This is a genomic window from Streptomyces sp. NPDC057638 (assembly GCF_042800315.1).
GTDB lineage: Bacteria > Actinomycetota > Actinomycetes > Streptomycetales > Streptomycetaceae > Streptomyces.
In genome coordinates this window covers 1-16,780 of the sequence record NZ_JBHVHF010000181.1, presented here as the reverse complement: position 1 = coordinate 16,780, position 16,780 = coordinate 1, and the positions used below count along the sequence as shown (strand labels likewise).

Sequence of the window (16,780 nt, the reverse complement as noted above, 5' to 3'; positions counted from 1 at the left end):
CATCCCAAGGGATGCGGGCCCTGTCGTCAGATCAGCGCGACCGGTCAGCCGTTGCGCTTCCAGCGCGGCTTGTCGTCGCGGCGGCCGAAGGAACCGGCGCCACCGGAGCGGTGGTCGTCACGGCGGCCGTGCGGACGGTCCGAGGAGCCGGCGCGGAAGCCACCGGACGGACGGTCATCGCGACGGTCCCGGTTGAACGGGCGGTCGCTGCCCCGGTGTCCGCTCGGACGGTCGTCGCGACGGAAGCCACCCGACGGACGGTCGTCCCGGCGGAAACCACCACGGTCGTCCCGGCGGTCATCACGGCGGTCGTCCCGACGCTCGAACGAACGCTCACGGTCGTCCCGGCGGAAACCACCCGACGGACGGTCGTCGCGACGGAAGCCACCCGACGGACGGTCATCGCGGCGGAAGCCACCACGGTCGTCCCGGCGGTCGTCCCGCCGCTCGAACGAACGCTCACGGTCGTCGCGGCGGAAGCCACCCGACGGACGGTCGTCCCGGCGGAAGCCACCACGGTCGTCCCGGCGGTCGTCCCGGCGCTCCTCGCGACGGAAACCACCACGGTCGTCCCGACGCTCGGACGAACGCTCACGGTCGTCGCGGCGGAAGCCACCCGACGGACGGTCGTCCCGGTCACGGCCACGGCGCTCGAAGTTGCCCCGGTCGTCCCGGCGCTCCTCGCGACGCTCGGCCCGGGCCTCACGCTCGGCGGCGGCAGCGGCCTCGGCCTGCACCTCGGCGCCCGCGGCCTCGACGACCTCCGCGATCGCGGCCTCCGGGTCCTCGCCCCGCTCCCGCGCGGCACGGGCCACCAGACGGTCGGCCTCCTCGCGCAGCTCGCCCGCGCGACGGGTCACCCGCTCCAGCTGCCGGGTGAGGTCGGCGACCTCGCGCTCGGCCTGCTTGGCGGCGTTGTTGGCGGAGTCCGCCTGGACCTCGGTCAGCGACCGGGCACCGGTGATCTCGGCGACCTCGGGGTCGAAGGCGCCCTGCCCGCCGACGATGTGGCGCGAGGCGTCGACGCCCGCGTCCTCCATCAGCCGGAAGATCTGGCGGCGCTGGTGCGGCAGCGACAGCGACACGACCGTGCCGGAACGGCCCGCACGCGCGGTCCGGCCGGAGCGGTGCAGATAGTCCTTGTGGTCACCGGCCGGGTCCACGTTGAGGACCAGGTCGATGCCGTCGACGTGGATACCGCGGGCGGCCACGTCGGTGGCGACGAGCACATTGACGTACCCGTCCTTGAAGTCGGCGAGGGTGCGGGTCCGCGCGCCCTGCGTCATACCGCCGTGCAGCGCGTCCGACTTCACCCCGGCCTCGCGCAGCTGCTCGGCCACGCGGTCGGCACCGAGCTGGGTGCGGACGAAGATGATGGTGCGGCCCTTGCGGGCGGCGATGGCGGCGGTGACCGGCGCCTTGTCCTTGGGCTTCACGACCAGGACGTGGTGGGTCATGGTGGTGACGTTGCCCTGGGCGCTGTCGACCTCGTGGCTGACCGGGTTGGTCAGGTAGCGCTTGACCAGCGTGGAGATCTCGTTCTCCATGGTCGCGGAGAAGAGCATCCGCTGACCGTCGGTCGGCACCTGGTCGAGCAGCTCGGTGACCTCCGGCAGGAAGCCGAGGTCGGACATCTGGTCGGCCTCGTCGAGGATCGCGACCCGGACCTGGTCGAGCGAGCAGGCGCCACGGTTGATGACGTCGCGCAGCCGTCCCGGGGTGGCGACGAGGATGTCGACACCGCGCTCCAGCGCGTAGATCTGGTTACCCATGGAGGTACCGCCGCAGACGACCTTCATCTTCAGGCCGAGGACGTCACCGTACGGCTGGAGGGCGTCGGCGACCTGCATCGCCAGCTCACGGGTGGGGGTCAGGATGACACCGCGCGGCTTCTTCTTCTCGGTGTGGCCACCGGCGAGGGTCGCCAGCAGCGGGAGACCGAAGGAGAGCGTCTTGCCGGAGCCGGTGCGGCCACGGCCGAGGATGTCCTTGCCCGCCAGCGCGTCCGGGATGGTCGCGGCCTGGATCGGGAAGGGGTGGACGACACCGTTCTGCGCGAGCTTGCGGACGACGCCCTCGGGCAGCCCCAGGTCCGCGAAGGTCACCTGGGGGGTCTCGTCGGCGGCCTCGGGAACCTCGTCACCGTCGACCGCGTCATCGGCCTCGGGGGCCTCAGCGATCTCGGTGACCTGAGCGACCTCGACCGTGTCAACGGCCTGAGCCGCCTCGACAGTCTCTACGGTCGCGGCAGCCTCGACGGTCTCGACGAGCTTCTCGTCGGCCTCGGGCATGACGGTGTGATCAGAGCTGAAATTGGACATGCGAAATGCGAAACCTTCCGGAGTCTCGGCACGCGCCCAAACTCCGTGAATTCGCAATTCGACCGCCTCGATGCGGTCAGCCACGGCTAGGGAGAGTACGCGCCACACGGCGCGCTTCTTCTCTGGCGCCGGGCAATGGTCAAACGATCTACCACCATACGCACCCACCCCCACCGAAGGCAAACCCCACCAGAGTGACCCCAAGCACACCCGTGCTATCCAGCCCCGCCGCCCGCGCCCGCTACACCGGCCCCACCTGCGGTGACGCCTCCGGCTCCCGCCGCACCCCGACACCGTCGGGACCCACCTCCGCCATCCGCATCGCCCCCGCGTGCACCTCCGGCGCCGAGGTCGCCGTCGGCTGCTCGGTCGGCTGCGGCGGCTCCGGGGTCGGCGTCGGCGTCGGCTGCTCCTGCGGGGGCTCGGGCGACGGCGTGGGCTCCGGCGGTACGGAGGGAGTCACCGGCCCCCGCGTCGGCTCCAGCGGCCGGGGCAGCGGCGCGGGCCGGTGCCCGCCGTGGGTGGGCCGGGCGGAGGGGACGGCCGGGCCGCCACTCACGGGCGGCGACCCCTTCGGGGCGGGGCTGGGCCCGCCGGGACGGGCGGACGGGGCCTTGGCGCCACCGCTCCCATGCCGGTGACCTGACTCACCGAGGGCGCTCTCCGGCTCGGCCCCCACCTTCCCGTCCCGGGGACCGGAGGTCTTGGCGGGCGCGCGCTGCCCCTTCTTGTCGTCACCGTCACCGATGCTCATACAGCCCGCCGAGGCTGCGAGCGCCACGGAGGCGGCGAACGCGACAGCCAAACGGCCAGGGGCGGACAACTGACGCACGAGGGCAACCTCCGGGGGACACGGACGCGGAAATTTCCCTGCCCAACTCCCCTGCCCCTACCAGGGACACGCCCTGTTTCTCCGGGCACGGGCGCCATGGCCCAAGGCCCGCAAGGCCGGCGACGGCTCCGTACCGCTGATCCACGCACGGGCCAGGGGAGCGGCCGGGCACCCGGCGGAGGCGGGCCACCCTGGGGAAACGAGCCCGGCGGCGCCAGCCCCGCGCACCACAGACCCGGAGGTCCGGCTCAGCCGTAGCCCAGCGCGTGCAGCCGCTCATCGTCGATCCCGAAGTGGTGGGCGATCTCGTGCACCACGGTGATCTCCGTCTCCTCCACCACCTCGTCCCGGCTCCGGCACATCCGCAGGGTGGGGCCCCGGTAGATGGTGATCCGGTCCGGCAGGACGCCCGCGTACCACTCGCCCCGGTCCGTGAGCGGGGTGCCCTCGTACAGTCCGAGCAGTTCGGGGTCGTCGGCGGACGGCTCGTCCTCGACGAACACCGCGACGTTGTCCATCAGCCGTGTCAGCTCCGGCGGGATGCGATCCAGCGCCTGGGCGACCAGTTCCTCGAACTCCTCGCGCGTCATCTCCAGCACCCGGCCATTGTCACGTACGCCCCCCGCCCCGGTCTCGTACGGTCGCCGAAGGGCCCGTGAGCGGCCGGTACCCGGGGGATGACCAGGGCGTGCGCACCCCTCGCATAGCCGCTCCCCCGGGTGGGCATACGGGCCCAATGGCAGGAGCGCGCGCAGCCCAGAGACTCATTCACGCCACGCTGACCCGGCTCCGGCGGCACCTCCGGCAGCGGCTCCGTCCAGGGCCCGGGGGCGCGCGGCGGGGCCGCGGTCCCGGGCTCGCCGGGGCGCCCCGCCACCCCTGGTCCCGGGCGCTGGGGCTGACCGCGGTCGTCGTGGCGGGCGCCTGGCTGGGACTGCTGATCGTCGGCAGCGTCCAGACCTCGGTGGGGCCGATGAACACCAGCATGGCGCTCCGGCCCGACATCACCGGTGGCACCAGGATCGACATCGCCCCGCTCGGGGCCCTGGAGCTGGACTCCCATGCCGCCCCGGTCCGGCTGGACGTCCAGGTCGACCGGCTGGACCCGATCCGCTCCCGGGCCCTGGTGGAGCGCCCCGAGCGGCTCTCCGGGCTCCAGGACGAGGTCGCCCAGGATGTCGCCGGCGGCACCGCCGAGCTGGCGCTGCGCTCCTGCGTGGCGGTGGTCTTCGGTGCGACCGCCCTGGGGCTCGCGGTCTACCGCCGCCCCCGGCGCGCCCTGGCGGCGGGCGGACTGGCACTGGGGCTGCTGATCGCCTCCGGGGTCACGGCCGCGCTCACCTGGAACCCGAAGTCGGTGCTGGAACCGCGCTTCTCGGGGCTGCTGACCGGCGCGCCCTCGCTGGTCGGCGACGCCCGGTCGATCGTCACCGACTTCGATATCTACCAGCAGGAACTGGCCCGGCTCGTCACCAACGTGACCAAGCTCTACGACGCGACCTCCACCCTGCCGACCTTCCAGCCCAACCCGGCGACCATGCGGGTGCTGCATGTCTCCGACATCCATCTCAACCCGGCCGCGTGGAAGATCATCGGCTCACTGGTGCGCCAGTACGACATCGATGTGATCGTCGACTCCGGCGACACCATGGACCACGGCACCGCCGCCGAGAACGTCTTCCTGGACCCCGTCGAGGACCTCGGCGCGCCCTATGTGTGGGTGCGCGGCAACCACGACTCCCGGATCACCCAGCGCTACCTCACCAAACTGAAGAACGTCCGCGTGCTCGACGAGGGCCGCGCGGTCACCGTCGCCGGGCTGCGGATCGCGGGGTACGGGGATCCCCAGTTCACCCCGGACCGCTCCGGCAAGGCCGGGGGCAAGCCCGCCGAACGGATGATGGGCATCCGGTTCGCCTCCGCCCTGCGCGACCAGGCCCGCGCCAAGACCCCCGTGGACATCGCGGTCACCCATAACCCGGACGCCGCCCGCGAGACCGACGGCACGGTCCCCCTCGTCCTCGCCGGCCATGTCCACCGCCGGGTGAACGAGATCCTCCGGCACGGCACCCGGCTGAAGATCGAGGGCTCGACGGGCGGCGGCGGACTGCGCGCCCTCCAGAACGAGAAGCCGGAGAAGATCCGCGCCTCCGTGCTCTATCTGGACCGCACCTCCAAACGGCTCCAGGCATGGGACGAGATCACCCTGGGCGGTCTGGGGCTGACGACCGCCCAGGTCAGCCGCCACATCGCGGAGGAGGCCGAGACGACGTCCCGCCAGCGCGCCACCGACCGTTCCCCGACCCGCCCCCGCCGCCCCTGACCGGCCCCGCGTCCACCCCCTCCGACAAGCGTTTTGGCGATACCTCCCGCCATCCCATATGCTTCTCACGTCCCCGACGCGCTGACGAAGCGCCCAGGCGGGCCCTTAGCCCTCATCGTCTAGTGGCCCAGGACGCCGCCCTTTCAAGGCGGTAGCACGGGTTCGAATCCCGTTGGGGGCACGCTTTACCCGTGCGAGGATCATTCCTCGCACACCGTTTGGTCCTGTGGAGCAGTTTGGAGTGCTCGCCACCCTGTCAAGGTGGAGGCCGCGGGTTCAAATCCCGTCAGGACCGCTGCGATCCCCCGTGGATCGCGTGGCTGGGTAGCTCAGTTGGTACGAGCGATCGCCTGAAAAGCGATAGGTCGCCGGTTCGACCCCGGCCCCAGCCACCGCCCGAAGGGCCCCATCTCCGGATGGGGCCCTTCGTCGTATCACTCTCCCGTCGCGTTCTTCGCGTCCTTGGCGTCTTGCGCGGGAGTCCTGCCCCGGCCGCGCACCGCGAGCACGACCCCCGCCAGCGCGACCAGGGCCACCAGCAGCACCCAGTCCGGCACCGCGCGGCCCAGTTCACCCGCCCAGCTCTCGGCCGTGAAGGCGTCGTCGACCGAGAGGAGACCCGGCAGGGCCGTGGTTCCGTCGAAGACGAGGAACAGGGTGCCGAGGAGGATGAAGAAGAGTCCCGAGGCGAGTGAGGTGGTGTGCAGCCGCAGCCTGCCCAGGGTCAGCTCCCGGCCGCGCAGCCAGCGGCGGCGGCCGAGCTGGAAGCGGTCCCACACCAGCGCCAGCAGGAAGAGCGGCACCGCCATCCCGAGGGCGTAGACGGCCAGCAGCAGCCCGCCGTAGACGGGGCTGCCGCTGAGCGCGGAGACCGTGAGGACGCTGCCGAGGATGGGTCCGGCGCAGAAGCCCGCGAGGCCGTAGACCATCCCGAGGGCGTAGACGGGCGCGGCGGTCACCGGGCGGAGGCGGCCGGAGAGGGCCGCCAGCCGCCGGGAGGCGAAGCCCAGTCCGAGGATCTGGGCCACGCCGAGCGTGATGATCGTCCAGCCGCCGACGGCGACCAGCAGGTCCCGGTTGCCGTAGAAGAACCGCCCGGCGTAGGAGCCCGCGACGCCGAGGGGGACCAGGGTGGTGGCCAGTCCGGCGTAGAAGATCCCCGTACGGAGCAGCAGCCGTCCCGCCGAGTCCAGCGAGTAGGCGAAGAAGGCGGGCAGCAGCAGCGCGCTGCACGGGCTGACCAGGGCCAGCAGCCCGCCGAGGAAGGCGGCCAGATAGCCGATGTCGGTCATGAGGCGGCCTTGTGCGCCGCCTCGATCGCCTGGGTGAAGGCCGTCATGGGCTGGGCGCCCGCGATGGGCCGCCCGTTGATCAGGAAGGAGGGGGTGGAGGTGGCGCCGAGGCCATAGCCCTCCTCCTGGTCCCTGCGGACGGACTCCTTGGCGGCGGCGCTCTCCATGTCCCGGCCGAACCGGGCGGCGTCGGGCACGCCCGCGTCCTGGGCGAGCCGGGTCAGCCGGGCCTTGCCGAAGCCCTTCTCCTTGGCGCCCTGGGCGTAGGCGGCGCGGTGGAACTCCCAGAAACGTCCCTGCTGGCCCGCCGCCCAGGCGGCGCGGGCGGCGCCCTCGGACTCCTCGCCGAAGATGGGGAAGTTGCGCCATTCGATCCGCAGGACGCCCTGGTCGACGTACTTCTTGATCAGCGCGGGCTCGGTCTCGCGGGCGAACTTCCCGCAGAAGCCGCATTTGAAGTCGGCGTACTCGATCATCACGACGGGCGCGTCCGGGCGGCCCACGGCGAGCGGGTCCTTCACCTCGCGGCGGGCGAGCTTCTCCAGCTCGGGGTAACCGCCGTCCGGCACGGCGGAGACCTCAGCGGCGGACGAGGGGGCACTGGCGGCCGGGTCCCCCGGCCTCGTGGCGGTGTACGAGGCGAGGCCGAGCAGCAGCGCGGCGACGACGACACCCGAACCGATGGCGACGGACTTACGGGAAGCGGGCATGAGGGGGTCACTCCTGTGGACGTGCGGACGGTGCGTACGGGGGCAAAGCGGGCCACTGATGGATCGAGGCCCGGCCTATACGCGCAGCACGGAGAGGTCCACCGGAGTGGGCGGGTCCAGCGGCGGGGGGCCGCGGTCGGGGGTGATCCCGGGTGCCAGGAGCGTCCAGAGCGGCGCCGGGGCGCCGCTGCCGGGGCAGGGCAGCGGTGGCGCCAGTTCCCCGGCGCCCCCCGCCCGGGGCGGGGTGGCGGGCTGCGCCCCCCGGTCACCGTCCGGTGCGCCGTCGCCACAGCCGGGCGCCTGGCCCGGGGCCGCGACCACCACCGCCGTACCGTCGCCGGGCGGCGCGGGTACGGCGTACGCGGGGGCGCAGACGGCCACCAGCAGGGCGAGGACCATCCCGAGCAGCGCGATCGCCGCGAGCGGCGGATGGCGGCGGGTCGGCATGGGCGCTCTTCCTCTGCGGCGGACCGGCGGGTCCGGCGGCTGTCCGGTGTGTGGCGGCTGTCCAGGTCGGGTCCGGCGGCGGTCCGGGGCGGCGGGGCCGGACCGGGAGGTTCCGGTCCCGGCACCGGACCGTGGGCGACGGCGGGTGAGTGATCGGCTCCATAGTGCACCAAGGGCCGTCGGTGAAATGGGTTCGCCTCCACTTCAGCGGGGGTGCGATCCTGGGATCCGTATGTCTACTTCCTTCGCCGACCTTCCGTCACTGCTGGCCCAGGGTTCCCTGCGGGACGCCCACCGGCTCGGCCGCCGACTCGAAGGCGCCCGCCGCATCCGTAAGCCCGAGGCGCGCCAGGCCGTGCTGGAGGAGATCGCCGCCGAGGCCCGGAAGTCCGCCGAGCGTCTGGCCCGGCGCGCCGGGCGGGTGCCGGAGGTCACCTACCCGGAGCAGCTCCCGGTCAGCCAGAAGAAGGACGAGATCGCCGAGGCGATACGCGACCACCAGGTCGTGATCGTGGCCGGGGAGACGGGCTCGGGCAAGACCACCCAGATCCCCAAGATCTGTCTGGAGCTGGGCCGGGGCGTCCGGGGCATGATCGGCCACACCCAGCCCCGCCGGATCGCGGCCCGCACGGTCGCGGAGCGCGTGGCGGACGAGCTGGACAGCCCGCTCGGCGAGGCGGTGGGCTGGAAGGTCCGCTTCACCGACCAGGTCGGCGGCGACACCTTCGTCAAGCTGATGACGGACGGCATCCTGCTCGCCGAGATCCAGACCGACCGCGAGCTGCGCGCCTACGACACGATCATCATCGACGAGGCCCACGAGCGCTCGCTCAACATCGACTTCCTGCTGGGGTACCTGGCCCAGCTGCTGCCCCGGCGGCCCGATCTGAAGGTCGTCATCACCTCGGCGACCATCGACCCGGAGCGGTTCTCCCGGCATTTCGGGGACGCCCCGATCGTCGAGGTCAGCGGGCGTACGTACCCGGTGGAGGTGCGCTACCGGCCGCTGCTGGAGGACGGCGACGGCGAGAACACCGAGAGCGACCGGGACCAGATCACCGCGATCTGTGACGCCGTCGAGGAGCTCCAGGCCGAGGGCAAGGGCGACATCCTGGTCTTCCTCTCCGGGGAGCGGGAGATCCGCGACACCGCGGACGCGCTGAACAAGAAGCAGTACCGCTTCACCGAGGTCCTGCCGCTGTACGCGCGGCTCTCCCACGCCGAGCAGCACCGAGTCTTCCAGCCGCATACCGGCCGCAGGATCGTTCTGGCCACCAATGTCGCCGAGACCTCGCTGACCGTGCCGGGGATCAAGTACGTGATCGACCCGGGCACCGCCCGGATCTCCCGCTACAGCCACCGCACCAAGGTGCAGCGGCTGCCGATCGAGGCGATCAGCCAGGCCAGCGCCAACCAGCGCAAGGGCCGCTGCGGCCGGACCTCCGACGGCATCTGTATCCGGCTCTACTCCGAGGACGACTTCGAGGCCCGGCCGGAGTTCACCGACGCCGAGATCCTGCGGACCAACCTGGCCTCGGTCATCCTCCAGATGACGGCGGCCGGGCTCGGCGAGATCGAGAAGTTCCCCTTCATCGACCCGCCGGACCACCGCAACATCCGCGACGGCGTCCACCTCCTCCAGGAGCTGGGTGCCTTCGACCCCCAGCAGAAGGACTCCCACAAGCGGCTGACCCCGCTCGGCCGCCAGCTCTCCCAGCTGCCGGTCGACCCCCGGCTGGCCCGGATGGTCATCGAGGCGGAGAAGAACGGCTGTGTCCGCGAGGTCATGGTGATCGCGGCGGCGCTCTCCATCCAGGACCCGCGCGAGCGGCCCGCCGACAAGCAGACCCAGGCCGACCAGCAGCACGCCCGCTTCAAGGACGAGAGCTCCGACTTCCTGGCCTTCCTCAACCTCTGGCGGTACGTGCGCGAGCAGCAGCGGGAGCGCGGCTCCTCCAGCTTCCGCCGGATGTGCAAGCAGGAGTACCTGAACTTCCTGCGGGTCCGTGAGTGGCAGGACATCTACTCCCAGCTGCGCCAGGTCGTGAAGACCATGGGCCTGGCCGTCAACGAGGAGGACGCGCCGGAGAGCAGCGTCCATATCTCGCTGCTGTCGGGGCTGCTGTCCCACATCGGTCTCAAAGACACCACCGCCACCACGACCACCACGGCCGATGCCAAGACCACCGGTTCCAGGCCCTCGGGCAAGAACGAGTATCTGGGCGCCCGGGGCGCCCGGTTCGCCGTCTTCCCCGGCTCGGCGCTCTTCAAGAAGCCGCCCCGGCTGGTGATGTCCGCCGAGCTGGTGGAGACCTCCCGCCTGTGGGCCCGGGTCAACGCCCGGATCGAGCCGGAGTGGGTCGAGCCGCTCGCCCAGCACCTGGTCAAGCGCGTCTACAGCGAGCCGCACTGGGAGAAGGACCAGGCGGCCGTGATGGCCTACGAGAAGGTCACCCTCTACGGGGTGCCGATCGTCGCCCAGCGCAAGGTGAACTACGGGCGGATCGACCCGGAGACCTCCCGGGAGCTGTTCATCCGCAACGCCCTGGTCGAGGGCGACTGGCGCACCCACCACAAGTTCTTCGCCGACAACCGGCGGCTGCTGACCGAGGTGGAGGAGCTGGAGCACCGGGCCCGCCGCCGCGACATCCTCGTCGACGACGAGACCCTCTTCGACTTCTACGACCAGCGGGTCCCCGAGCATGTGGTCTCCGGCGCCCACTTCGACTCCTGGTGGAAGCAGCAGCGCCAGGAGCAGCCGGAGCTGCTCGACTTCGAGCGCGAGATGCTCATCAACGAGAAGGCCGGGCAGGTCACCAAGGACGACTATCCGGACTCCTGGCGGCAGGGCCGGCTGAAGTTCAAGGTCACCTACCAGTTCGAGCCGGGCGCCGACGCCGACGGTGTGACCGTCCACGTCCCGCTCCAGGTGCTCAACCAGGTCACGGCCGAGGGCTTCGACTGGCAGATCCCGGGGCTGCGCGAGGAGGTCGTCACCGAGCTGATCCGTTCGCTGCCCAAGCCGATCCGCCGCCACTACGTCCCCGCGCCCAACTACGCCACCGCCTTCCTGGACCGTGCCGTTCCGCTCCAGGAGCCGCTGCCGGTGACCCTGGCGCGCGAGCTGAAGCGGATGGTCGGGGTCCCGGTCGCCGCCGAGGACTTCGACCTCGACCGGGTCCCGGACCACCTGAAGATCACCTTCCGGGTGGTGGACGAGCGCCGCCGCACCGTGGCCGAGGACAAGGACCTGGAGGCGCTGCGGCTGCGGCTGCGCCCCAAGGCCCGCCAGGCCCTCTCCCGGGCCGCCGCGGCCACGGCGGGGCCCTCGGGCGAGTCCGTGGAGCGCTCCGGCCTGACCGACTGGACGATCGGCACCCTGAGCAAGGTCTTCGAGACCCGTCGCGCGGGCCAGCCGGTGAAGGCGTACCCGGCCCTCGTCGACGCGGGCGCCACCGTCTCCGTACGCCTCTTCGACACCGAGGCGGAGCAGCGGCAGGCGATGTGGCAGGGGACCCGGCGGCTGATCCTGCTCAACATCCCGGTGAATCCGGCCAAGTTCGCCTCCGACCGGCTGGGCAACCAGCAGAAGCTCGCCCTCTCCCGCAACCCCCACGGCTCGGTCCAGGCCCTCTTCGAGGACTGCGCCACCGCCGCCGCCGACAAGCTGATCGCCGACCACGGCGGCCCGGCGTGGGACGAGGAGTCCTACCGCAAGCTGTTCGACTCCGTCCGCGCCGATCTGGTGGAGACGACGGTACGGACGGTGGAACAGGTCCAGCAGGTCCTGGCGGCCTGGCAGGCGTGCGAACGCCGGCTCAAGGCCACCACCAGCCTCGTCCTGATCAACAACGTCCAGGATGTGCGCCAGCAGCTGGCGGCCCTGATGCCGGCCGGTTTCGTCACCCGTACCGGACTGCGGCGGCTGCCGGACCTGATGCGCTATCTGGTGGCGGTCGACCGCAGGCTCCAGCAGATGCCGACCTCCGTCCAGCGGGACACCACCCGGATGGAGAAGGTCCACGAGATGCAGGACGAGTACGCCTGGCTGCTGGAGCAGTTCCCGCAGGGGCGCCCGGTGCCCCAGGAGGCGCTCGACATCCGCTGGATGATCGAGGAGCTGCGGGTCAGCTACTTCGCCCACGCGCTGGGGACGGCCTACCCCGTCTCGGACAAGCGGATCGTGAAGGCGATCGACGCCGCCGCTCCGTGACCGTTCCCTCGCCCACGGTGAGTTCGACCACCGGGCCAACCCTGCTGTAGAGTCTCGTCTCGCAGCCCGGCAAGAACATCCGAGCAGGCTGCGACTCTGGTCCTGTGGAGCAGTTTGGAGTGCTCGCCACCCTGTCAAGGTGGAGGCCGCGGGTTCAAATCCCGTCAGGACCGCTTGTATCGAAGGGCCGCACCCGGTGGGTGCGGCCCTTCGGCGTGTGTACGGCCGGTGCGCTACCCGCCGGTTTCCTTGACGGCCCCGTTCCGGGCCGGTACCCACTCTCTAAGGGTGCGGTGTCCACCGAGCCGGAGGTGGTGTGCATGGCGGCGGCCACGGCGGGACGGCACGGAACGAAGGCGCTGCTCCGCGCCCATCTGGCGGCGGCGTCGGGTTCGGCGGGTTACCGCCATCGCACCCGGCACTGCCCCATCTGCCATCGGCTGCTGGCGCTGGCCCTGGAGCGCGAACCGGAGCCCCCCGACCCCCCAGAAGCCCCCGTGCCCCTCGTACTCCCCGGGGACCCCGCACTTCCGGAGCGCCCGGGCGCGGCGACCACCGGGGCGGGCACCCCGGGCCCCTTGCCGTCCGGCGGAGCGGCGCCCGCCGCCCCCGCCACCGGGGCCATCCGCGGCCACCCGAACCCGACCGCCGAGAACGGCCCGTACGGCGCCGTCCAGGGCATCTCCCGGCCTTCTTCGCCCTCATGGCCCTCGCGGCGCCCCCAGCGCCCCGTCGCGCCCGCCACGGAGCTCGCCCCCACGGCGGCCGTCACCCCCCGGCGGGACCGGCGGAGGGCGGCGGCCGACAGCGAAGGAGAGGGCCAAGGTCCCGCCCCCTCATGACCTCGGGCCGCTGTCGCGGCCCGGCGGCGATGACACGCTCGACATGGGCAAGAGTTGCGGGGTGTGACGGGAGTCACCCTATAGGTTTTCGGAACCATGTCACTCAGCGCCCGCATCCAACTACCCCATTTAATATGTGCAATTGCACTACCCCTGACACGCCCCCCGAACCACCCGAAAGCCCCGCACGGGACCCCCTGACAACCGAAGCCCCGCCGCCGCACCACAGATACCCAGGCACCCGGCGACCGGCACACCGTCCGCCCCGCCCGCGTCGGCGCATAAAAAATCGCGCTGGACCCGGCGGAGTCCAGCGCGATCCATGACCGACGCCTGTTGGGGCAGACGCCCGTCATGTCGAGCTCAAGGGGTGGGCTTCACCGGAATGGGGGTCCCGGCCTGTGCCCGGAGTGCGGGGCTTTACGCCTCGCTGCGCTGCTGCGGAATACCTGCCAGCAGGGCGCGTACCTCTGCCTCGCGGTACCGGCGATGTCCTCCGAGCGTACGGATGGACGTGAGCTTGCCTGCCTTGGCCCAGCGGGTGACCGTCTTCGGGTCCACGCGGAACATCGTGGCAACCTCAGCCGGGGTCAGCAGCGGCTCGGCATCAGGGGTGCGAGCGGTCATGAGCGGCCTCCTCGGGAGAACCGAACCTTCTCGGTTCTTTCCTCTAAATTCTGCACCTTGACCCGCGTTGCCCGAAATGGCGGACGCGGGACGAGTCGGTTATAGGACGAACGGCTTGTCCTCGGCACTACAACTACACCATCTGTCCAGCCACGTCGGCCAAACCGACGGAATTGCCCTCTGAGGTGTCCATCAACGGCTGAACCTCGATGGACCGTGCCATAGCGGACAGTCACCTCACAGTGACGATCAGTCACAGAGCGATCAGGAGCCGCCAGACCCCCCATAGAGCGCAATGCCGAGCATTCCGCCCGTAGTTGGGCGGAAGGAACCCTCCCCGGACTCCTTGTCCTATTTTGACACGAGGGAAGGCGATAGACGCAAGGGCCCAGTTAGTGCATTCCATCACGCTTGAGACAAAGGCCCGGATCGGGACCTAGGGCCTAGACGGAAGGTCTCAATCATCCACAGATTCGCTCAGTTTGCGAACTGGAGATCGCGTACCGGTCGCCAGCGCTCTACAAGGCGGGCATATGCCTCTTCCGCACCCGGCCCGTCGCCGTCCCGCAGCGCGGCGATGCCCGCCGCCACGTCCGCCGCCGAGTGGTCCTCCGCCAGCCGCGCCCGCGGCACCACGTGCACCAGGCCCCCGTAGTCCAGCTCCACCAACGCCCGGGGATGGAACTCTTCCAGCCATTTACCGACGTCCACCAGACCCTCCACCAGTCGCCCCGCGCCCGCCGACTCACGCAGGGCCCGCAGCGCGCGGGCCGCCCGGCGCCGGGCCTGCGCCATGGAGGTGCGGTACCGCAGCACCGGTCCGTCCGGCCCTTCCTTGTCGTAGAAACGCTCCTCGTCACCGAAGAGGACGAACCAGCGCGCGGGGACCTGCCAGCGGGAGGTGCGGATCCAGGGCCGGGCGTCCGGGTGGGCCGTACGCCAGCGATCAAAATCAGCCGTTGCCTGGGCTCTGACCACCGGCGGGAGCGCGGCATTCAGAAGCGCGGCGGGCAGATGGTCGGGGTCGCCGGGCACCCGGGGCGGACCGGACAGCTCCTCCAGCGCCAGCCACCCCCGCAGCCGGGTGCGCCAGGGACAGATCCGGACCATCCCGTCCACCGTCGTCACAAAGGCGTCACCGCTCTCGTGGACCGGCACCGGCACCGGCGGCGTGGGCAGCAGATCGGCCAGCGAACGGCGGAGTTCGTCCTGGGCGGTGGGCGTCCGGTCACCGCGCGCGTAGCGGCTCCAGTGGCTCCGCTCCGGCTCGGCGAAGGCCGCCAGGGGCTCGTACACCCGCAGGTAGGCCGCGTACGGGACGAGGACCGAGGAGACGGCTGGCATGACCTGAATCCTTCCATGGGCCTCCCTCGACCGGGGGTGATCCTCGGCACTGCGTCCGGACTGCGGCCGGTACGGTCGGGGAGCGCTTACCCTCATCCCTTACCGGGCCCTCCCCTACCCCGCGAGGACCCGTTACCCGTCGCCCCGAACTTGGGAGTCACCACCGTGACCGATGTGACCGGCGCCGCCACCCCCGGCTCCGCCTCCCCTGACGTACTCCACACCCTGTTCCAGTCGGAACAAGGAGGACACGAGCAGGTCGTCCTCTGCCAGGACCGCGCCTCCGGGCTGAAGGCCGTGATCGCGATCCACTCCACCGCCCTGGGCCCCGCCCTCGGCGGCACTCGTTTCTATCCGTACGCCACCGAGCGCGAGGCGGTCGCCGACGCTCTCAACCTGGCCCGCGGCATGTCGTACAAGAACGCGCTCGCCGGTCTGGAGCACGGGGGCGGCAAGGCCGTGATCATCGGCGATCCGGAGACGCTCAAGAGCGAGGAGCTGCTCCTGGCGTACGGGCGGTTCGTCGACTCCCTCGGCGGGCGCTACGTCACCGCCTGCGATGTGGGCACCTACGTCGCCGATATGGACGTCGTCGCCCGGCGGACCCGCTGGGCCACCGGCCGCTCGCCCGAGAACGGCGGCGCGGGCGACTCCTCGGTCCTCACCGCCTACGGCGTCTACCAGGGCATGCGCGCCTCGGCCGCCCACCGCTGGGGCACACCCTCGCTCGCCGGCCGTACCGTCGGTGTCGCGGGCGTCGGCAAGGTCGGCCACCACCTGGTCGGCCATCTGCTCGCCGAGGGCGCCCAGGTGCTGATCACCGATGTCCGCGAGGACGCGGTCCGGCGGATCCTGGAGCGCCACGCCGGGACAGGGAAGGTACGGGCGGTCGCCGACACCGACACCCTGATCCGGACCGAGGGCCTCGACATCTACGCCCCCTGCGCGCTCGGCGGCGCGCTGAACGACGCCAGCGTCCCCGCGCTCACCGCCACGGTGGTCTGCGGCGCGGCCAACAACCAGCTCGCCCACCCCGGGGTGGAGAAGGACCTCGACGACCGGGGCATCCTGTACGCCCCCGATTACGTGGTGAACGCCGGCGGGGTGATCCAGGTCGCCGACGAGCTGCACGGCTTCGACTTCGACCGCTGCAAGGCGAAGGCCGCGAGGATCTACGACACCACGCTGCAAATATTCGCACGTGCGAAGAGTGATGGAGTGCCGCCCGCCGTCGCGGCGGACCGGATCGCCGAGCAGCGCATGGTGGAGGCGCGCCTCGGCTGAGCGCGGGAGGACACCGGCCCGCCCTCCCGGGAGACAAGACTCACGCCGGTCGGCGGGTCGGCCGCCAAGAAGAGGTTAATATCGCAGTTGACCAGCGAGGACGGGGCTCCTCGCGGGTCCTGTGACGTGGCACGTCATGCGGGCGGCGTACCGTATGGCCGCGGAAGCAGGTACCGTTGAAGCCCTACGGGCCGGTCTCTCCACGGAGAGTCCGTTCCGATTCATGAACGCGTGTCAAGACTCTGGGGCCGTCGAGCCCCGTCACCGAGGGGGTCGAGCCATGGGGCGCGGCCGGGCCAAGGCCAAGCAGACAAAGGTCGCCCGCCAGCTGAAGTACAACAGCGGCGGGACTGACCTGTCGCGTCTGGCCAACGAGCTGGGCGCATCGACTTCGAGCCAGCCTCCGAACGGCGAGCCGTTCGAGGCCGAGGACGAGGAAGACGACCCGTACGCGCGGTACGCGGACCTGTACAACGACGATGAGGACGAGGACGACGAGCCTGGTTCTCCGTCCCAGCAGCGTCGCGGCGCCTGACGCACCGACC

General features: G+C 71.3%; 13 protein-coding genes and 4 tRNA genes. 9 read left to right on the top strand and 8 right to left on the bottom strand.

From position 1 onward, the window contains the following. Positions 1-44: 44 nt before the first annotated feature. The 3 genes from ACFVIM_RS22815 to ACFVIM_RS22805 all read right to left on the bottom strand — a co-directional run bounded on the left by ACFVIM_RS22815 (position 45) and on the right by ACFVIM_RS22805 (position 3,752). A complete protein-coding gene (locus ACFVIM_RS22815) occupies positions 45-2,321 on the bottom strand; it encodes a DEAD/DEAH box helicase (RefSeq protein WP_384304201.1) in 2,277 nt (758 codons plus the stop codon). Positions 2,322-2,562: 241 nt separating this feature from the next. After that, the gene (locus tag ACFVIM_RS22810) at positions 2,563-3,126 is read right to left on the bottom strand and encodes a hypothetical protein (protein ID WP_384304198.1); all 564 of its coding nucleotides are present in this window, start codon (positions 3,124-3,126) and stop codon (positions 2,563-2,565) included. Positions 3,127-3,401: 275 nt separating this feature from the next. Next, positions 3,402-3,752 carry a metallopeptidase family protein gene (locus ACFVIM_RS22805; protein ID WP_384304195.1) on the bottom strand — a complete coding sequence of 117 codons (351 nt, stop codon included), beginning with the start codon at positions 3,750-3,752 and terminating at the stop codon, positions 3,402-3,404. Between the two features lie 137 nt (positions 3,753-3,889). Here ACFVIM_RS22805 and ACFVIM_RS22800 point away from each other — a divergent pair, with 137 nt between their 5' ends. The 4 genes from ACFVIM_RS22800 to ACFVIM_RS22785 all read left to right on the top strand — a co-directional run bounded on the left by ACFVIM_RS22800 (position 3,890) and on the right by ACFVIM_RS22785 (position 5,868). Next, entirely contained in the window at positions 3,890-5,476 is a 1,587-nt protein-coding gene (locus ACFVIM_RS22800) for a metallophosphoesterase (protein ID WP_384304192.1), read from the top strand. Positions 5,477-5,584: 108 nt separating this feature from the next. Continuing rightward, a tRNA-Glu gene (locus ACFVIM_RS22795) sits at positions 5,585-5,657 on the top strand. Positions 5,658-5,696: 39 nt separating this feature from the next. Continuing rightward, positions 5,697-5,771 (top strand) — tRNA-Asp (locus ACFVIM_RS22790). Positions 5,772-5,794: 23 nt separating this feature from the next. After that, positions 5,795-5,868, top strand: a tRNA-Phe gene (locus ACFVIM_RS22785). Positions 5,869-5,910: 42 nt separating this feature from the next. On the opposite strand, the gene ACFVIM_RS22780 is transcribed toward ACFVIM_RS22785, so the two are convergent. From ACFVIM_RS22780 to ACFVIM_RS22770, 3 genes are all read right to left on the bottom strand, one after another. Beyond that, positions 5,911-6,768 (bottom strand): cytochrome c biogenesis CcdA family protein, encoded by an 858-nt coding sequence (locus ACFVIM_RS22780; RefSeq protein ID WP_384304190.1) that lies wholly within the window; start codon positions 6,766-6,768, stop codon positions 5,911-5,913. After that, positions 6,765-7,478 carry a DsbA family protein gene (locus ACFVIM_RS22775; protein ID WP_384304187.1) on the bottom strand — a complete coding sequence of 238 codons (714 nt, stop codon included), beginning with the start codon at positions 7,476-7,478 and terminating at the stop codon, positions 6,765-6,767. Before ACFVIM_RS22775 ends, ACFVIM_RS22780 begins: the two co-directional genes overlap by 4 nt. 75 nt (positions 7,479-7,553) lie before the next feature. Then, positions 7,554-7,925 carry a hypothetical protein gene (locus tag ACFVIM_RS22770; protein WP_384304184.1) on the bottom strand — a complete coding sequence of 124 codons (372 nt, stop codon included), beginning with the start codon at positions 7,923-7,925 and terminating at the stop codon, positions 7,554-7,556. A gap of 232 nt (positions 7,926-8,157) precedes the next feature. Here ACFVIM_RS22770 and hrpA point away from each other — a divergent pair, with 232 nt between their 5' ends. From hrpA to ACFVIM_RS22755, 3 genes are all read left to right on the top strand, one after another. Beyond that, positions 8,158-12,138 carry an ATP-dependent RNA helicase HrpA gene (hrpA, locus tag ACFVIM_RS22765; protein ID WP_384304181.1) on the top strand — a complete coding sequence of 1,327 codons (3,981 nt, stop codon included), beginning with the start codon at positions 8,158-8,160 and terminating at the stop codon, positions 12,136-12,138. Between the two features lie 98 nt (positions 12,139-12,236). Next, positions 12,237-12,311 (top strand) — tRNA-Asp (locus ACFVIM_RS22760). Positions 12,312-12,431: 120 nt separating this feature from the next. Then, on the top strand, positions 12,432-12,980 hold the full coding sequence (locus ACFVIM_RS22755; protein WP_384304178.1) for a DUF6274 family protein: 549 nt from the start codon (positions 12,432-12,434) through the stop codon (positions 12,978-12,980). Between the two features lie 420 nt (positions 12,981-13,400). Here ACFVIM_RS22755 and bldC read toward each other — a convergent pair whose 3' ends face one another. Both bldC and ACFVIM_RS22745 read right to left on the bottom strand, forming a co-directional pair. Continuing rightward, a complete protein-coding gene (gene bldC, locus ACFVIM_RS22750) occupies positions 13,401-13,607 on the bottom strand; it encodes a developmental transcriptional regulator BldC (protein WP_003949541.1) in 207 nt (68 codons plus the stop codon). 477 nt (positions 13,608-14,084) lie between these two features. Further along, on the bottom strand, positions 14,085-14,951 hold the full coding sequence (locus ACFVIM_RS22745; RefSeq protein WP_384304176.1) for a hypothetical protein: 867 nt from the start codon (positions 14,949-14,951) through the stop codon (positions 14,085-14,087). A gap of 165 nt (positions 14,952-15,116) precedes the next feature. On the opposite strand from ACFVIM_RS22745, the gene ACFVIM_RS22740 reads away from it, so the two are divergent. Both ACFVIM_RS22740 and ACFVIM_RS22735 read left to right on the top strand, forming a co-directional pair. Continuing rightward, the gene (locus tag ACFVIM_RS22740; protein WP_384304173.1) at positions 15,117-16,235 is read left to right on the top strand and encodes a Leu/Phe/Val dehydrogenase; all 1,119 of its coding nucleotides are present in this window, start codon (positions 15,117-15,119) and stop codon (positions 16,233-16,235) included. Positions 16,236-16,515: 280 nt separating this feature from the next. Further along, a complete protein-coding gene (locus tag ACFVIM_RS22735) occupies positions 16,516-16,770 on the top strand; it encodes a DUF3073 domain-containing protein (protein ID WP_384304171.1) in 255 nt (84 codons plus the stop codon). Positions 16,771-16,780: the final 10 nt, after the last annotated feature.

What these genes read in the sequence shown, in the direction of transcription:
- hrpA (WP_384304181.1), top strand. Translation starts at nt 8,158, where the DNA reads ATGTCTACTTCCTTCGCCGACCTTCCGTCACTGCTGGCCCAGGGTTCC.
- ACFVIM_RS22770 (WP_384304184.1), bottom strand. Translation starts at nt 7,925, where the DNA reads ATGCCGACCCGCCGCCATCCGCCGCTCGCGGCGATCGCGCTGCTCGGG.
- ACFVIM_RS22735 (WP_384304171.1), top strand. Translation starts at nt 16,516, where the DNA reads ATGGGGCGCGGCCGGGCCAAGGCCAAGCAGACAAAGGTCGCCCGCCAG.
- ACFVIM_RS22800 (WP_384304192.1), top strand. Translation starts at nt 3,890, where the DNA reads ATGGCAGGAGCGCGCGCAGCCCAGAGACTCATTCACGCCACGCTGACC.
- ACFVIM_RS22775 (WP_384304187.1), bottom strand. Translation starts at nt 7,478, where the DNA reads ATGCCCGCTTCCCGTAAGTCCGTCGCCATCGGTTCGGGTGTCGTCGTC.
- ACFVIM_RS22780 (WP_384304190.1), bottom strand. Translation starts at nt 6,768, where the DNA reads ATGACCGACATCGGCTATCTGGCCGCCTTCCTCGGCGGGCTGCTGGCC.
- ACFVIM_RS22745 (WP_384304176.1), bottom strand. Translation starts at nt 14,951, where the DNA reads ATGCCAGCCGTCTCCTCGGTCCTCGTCCCGTACGCGGCCTACCTGCGG.
- ACFVIM_RS22815 (WP_384304201.1), bottom strand. Translation starts at nt 2,321, where the DNA reads ATGTCCAATTTCAGCTCTGATCACACCGTCATGCCCGAGGCCGACGAG.
- bldC (WP_003949541.1), bottom strand. Translation starts at nt 13,607, where the DNA reads ATGACCGCTCGCACCCCTGATGCCGAGCCGCTGCTGACCCCGGCTGAG.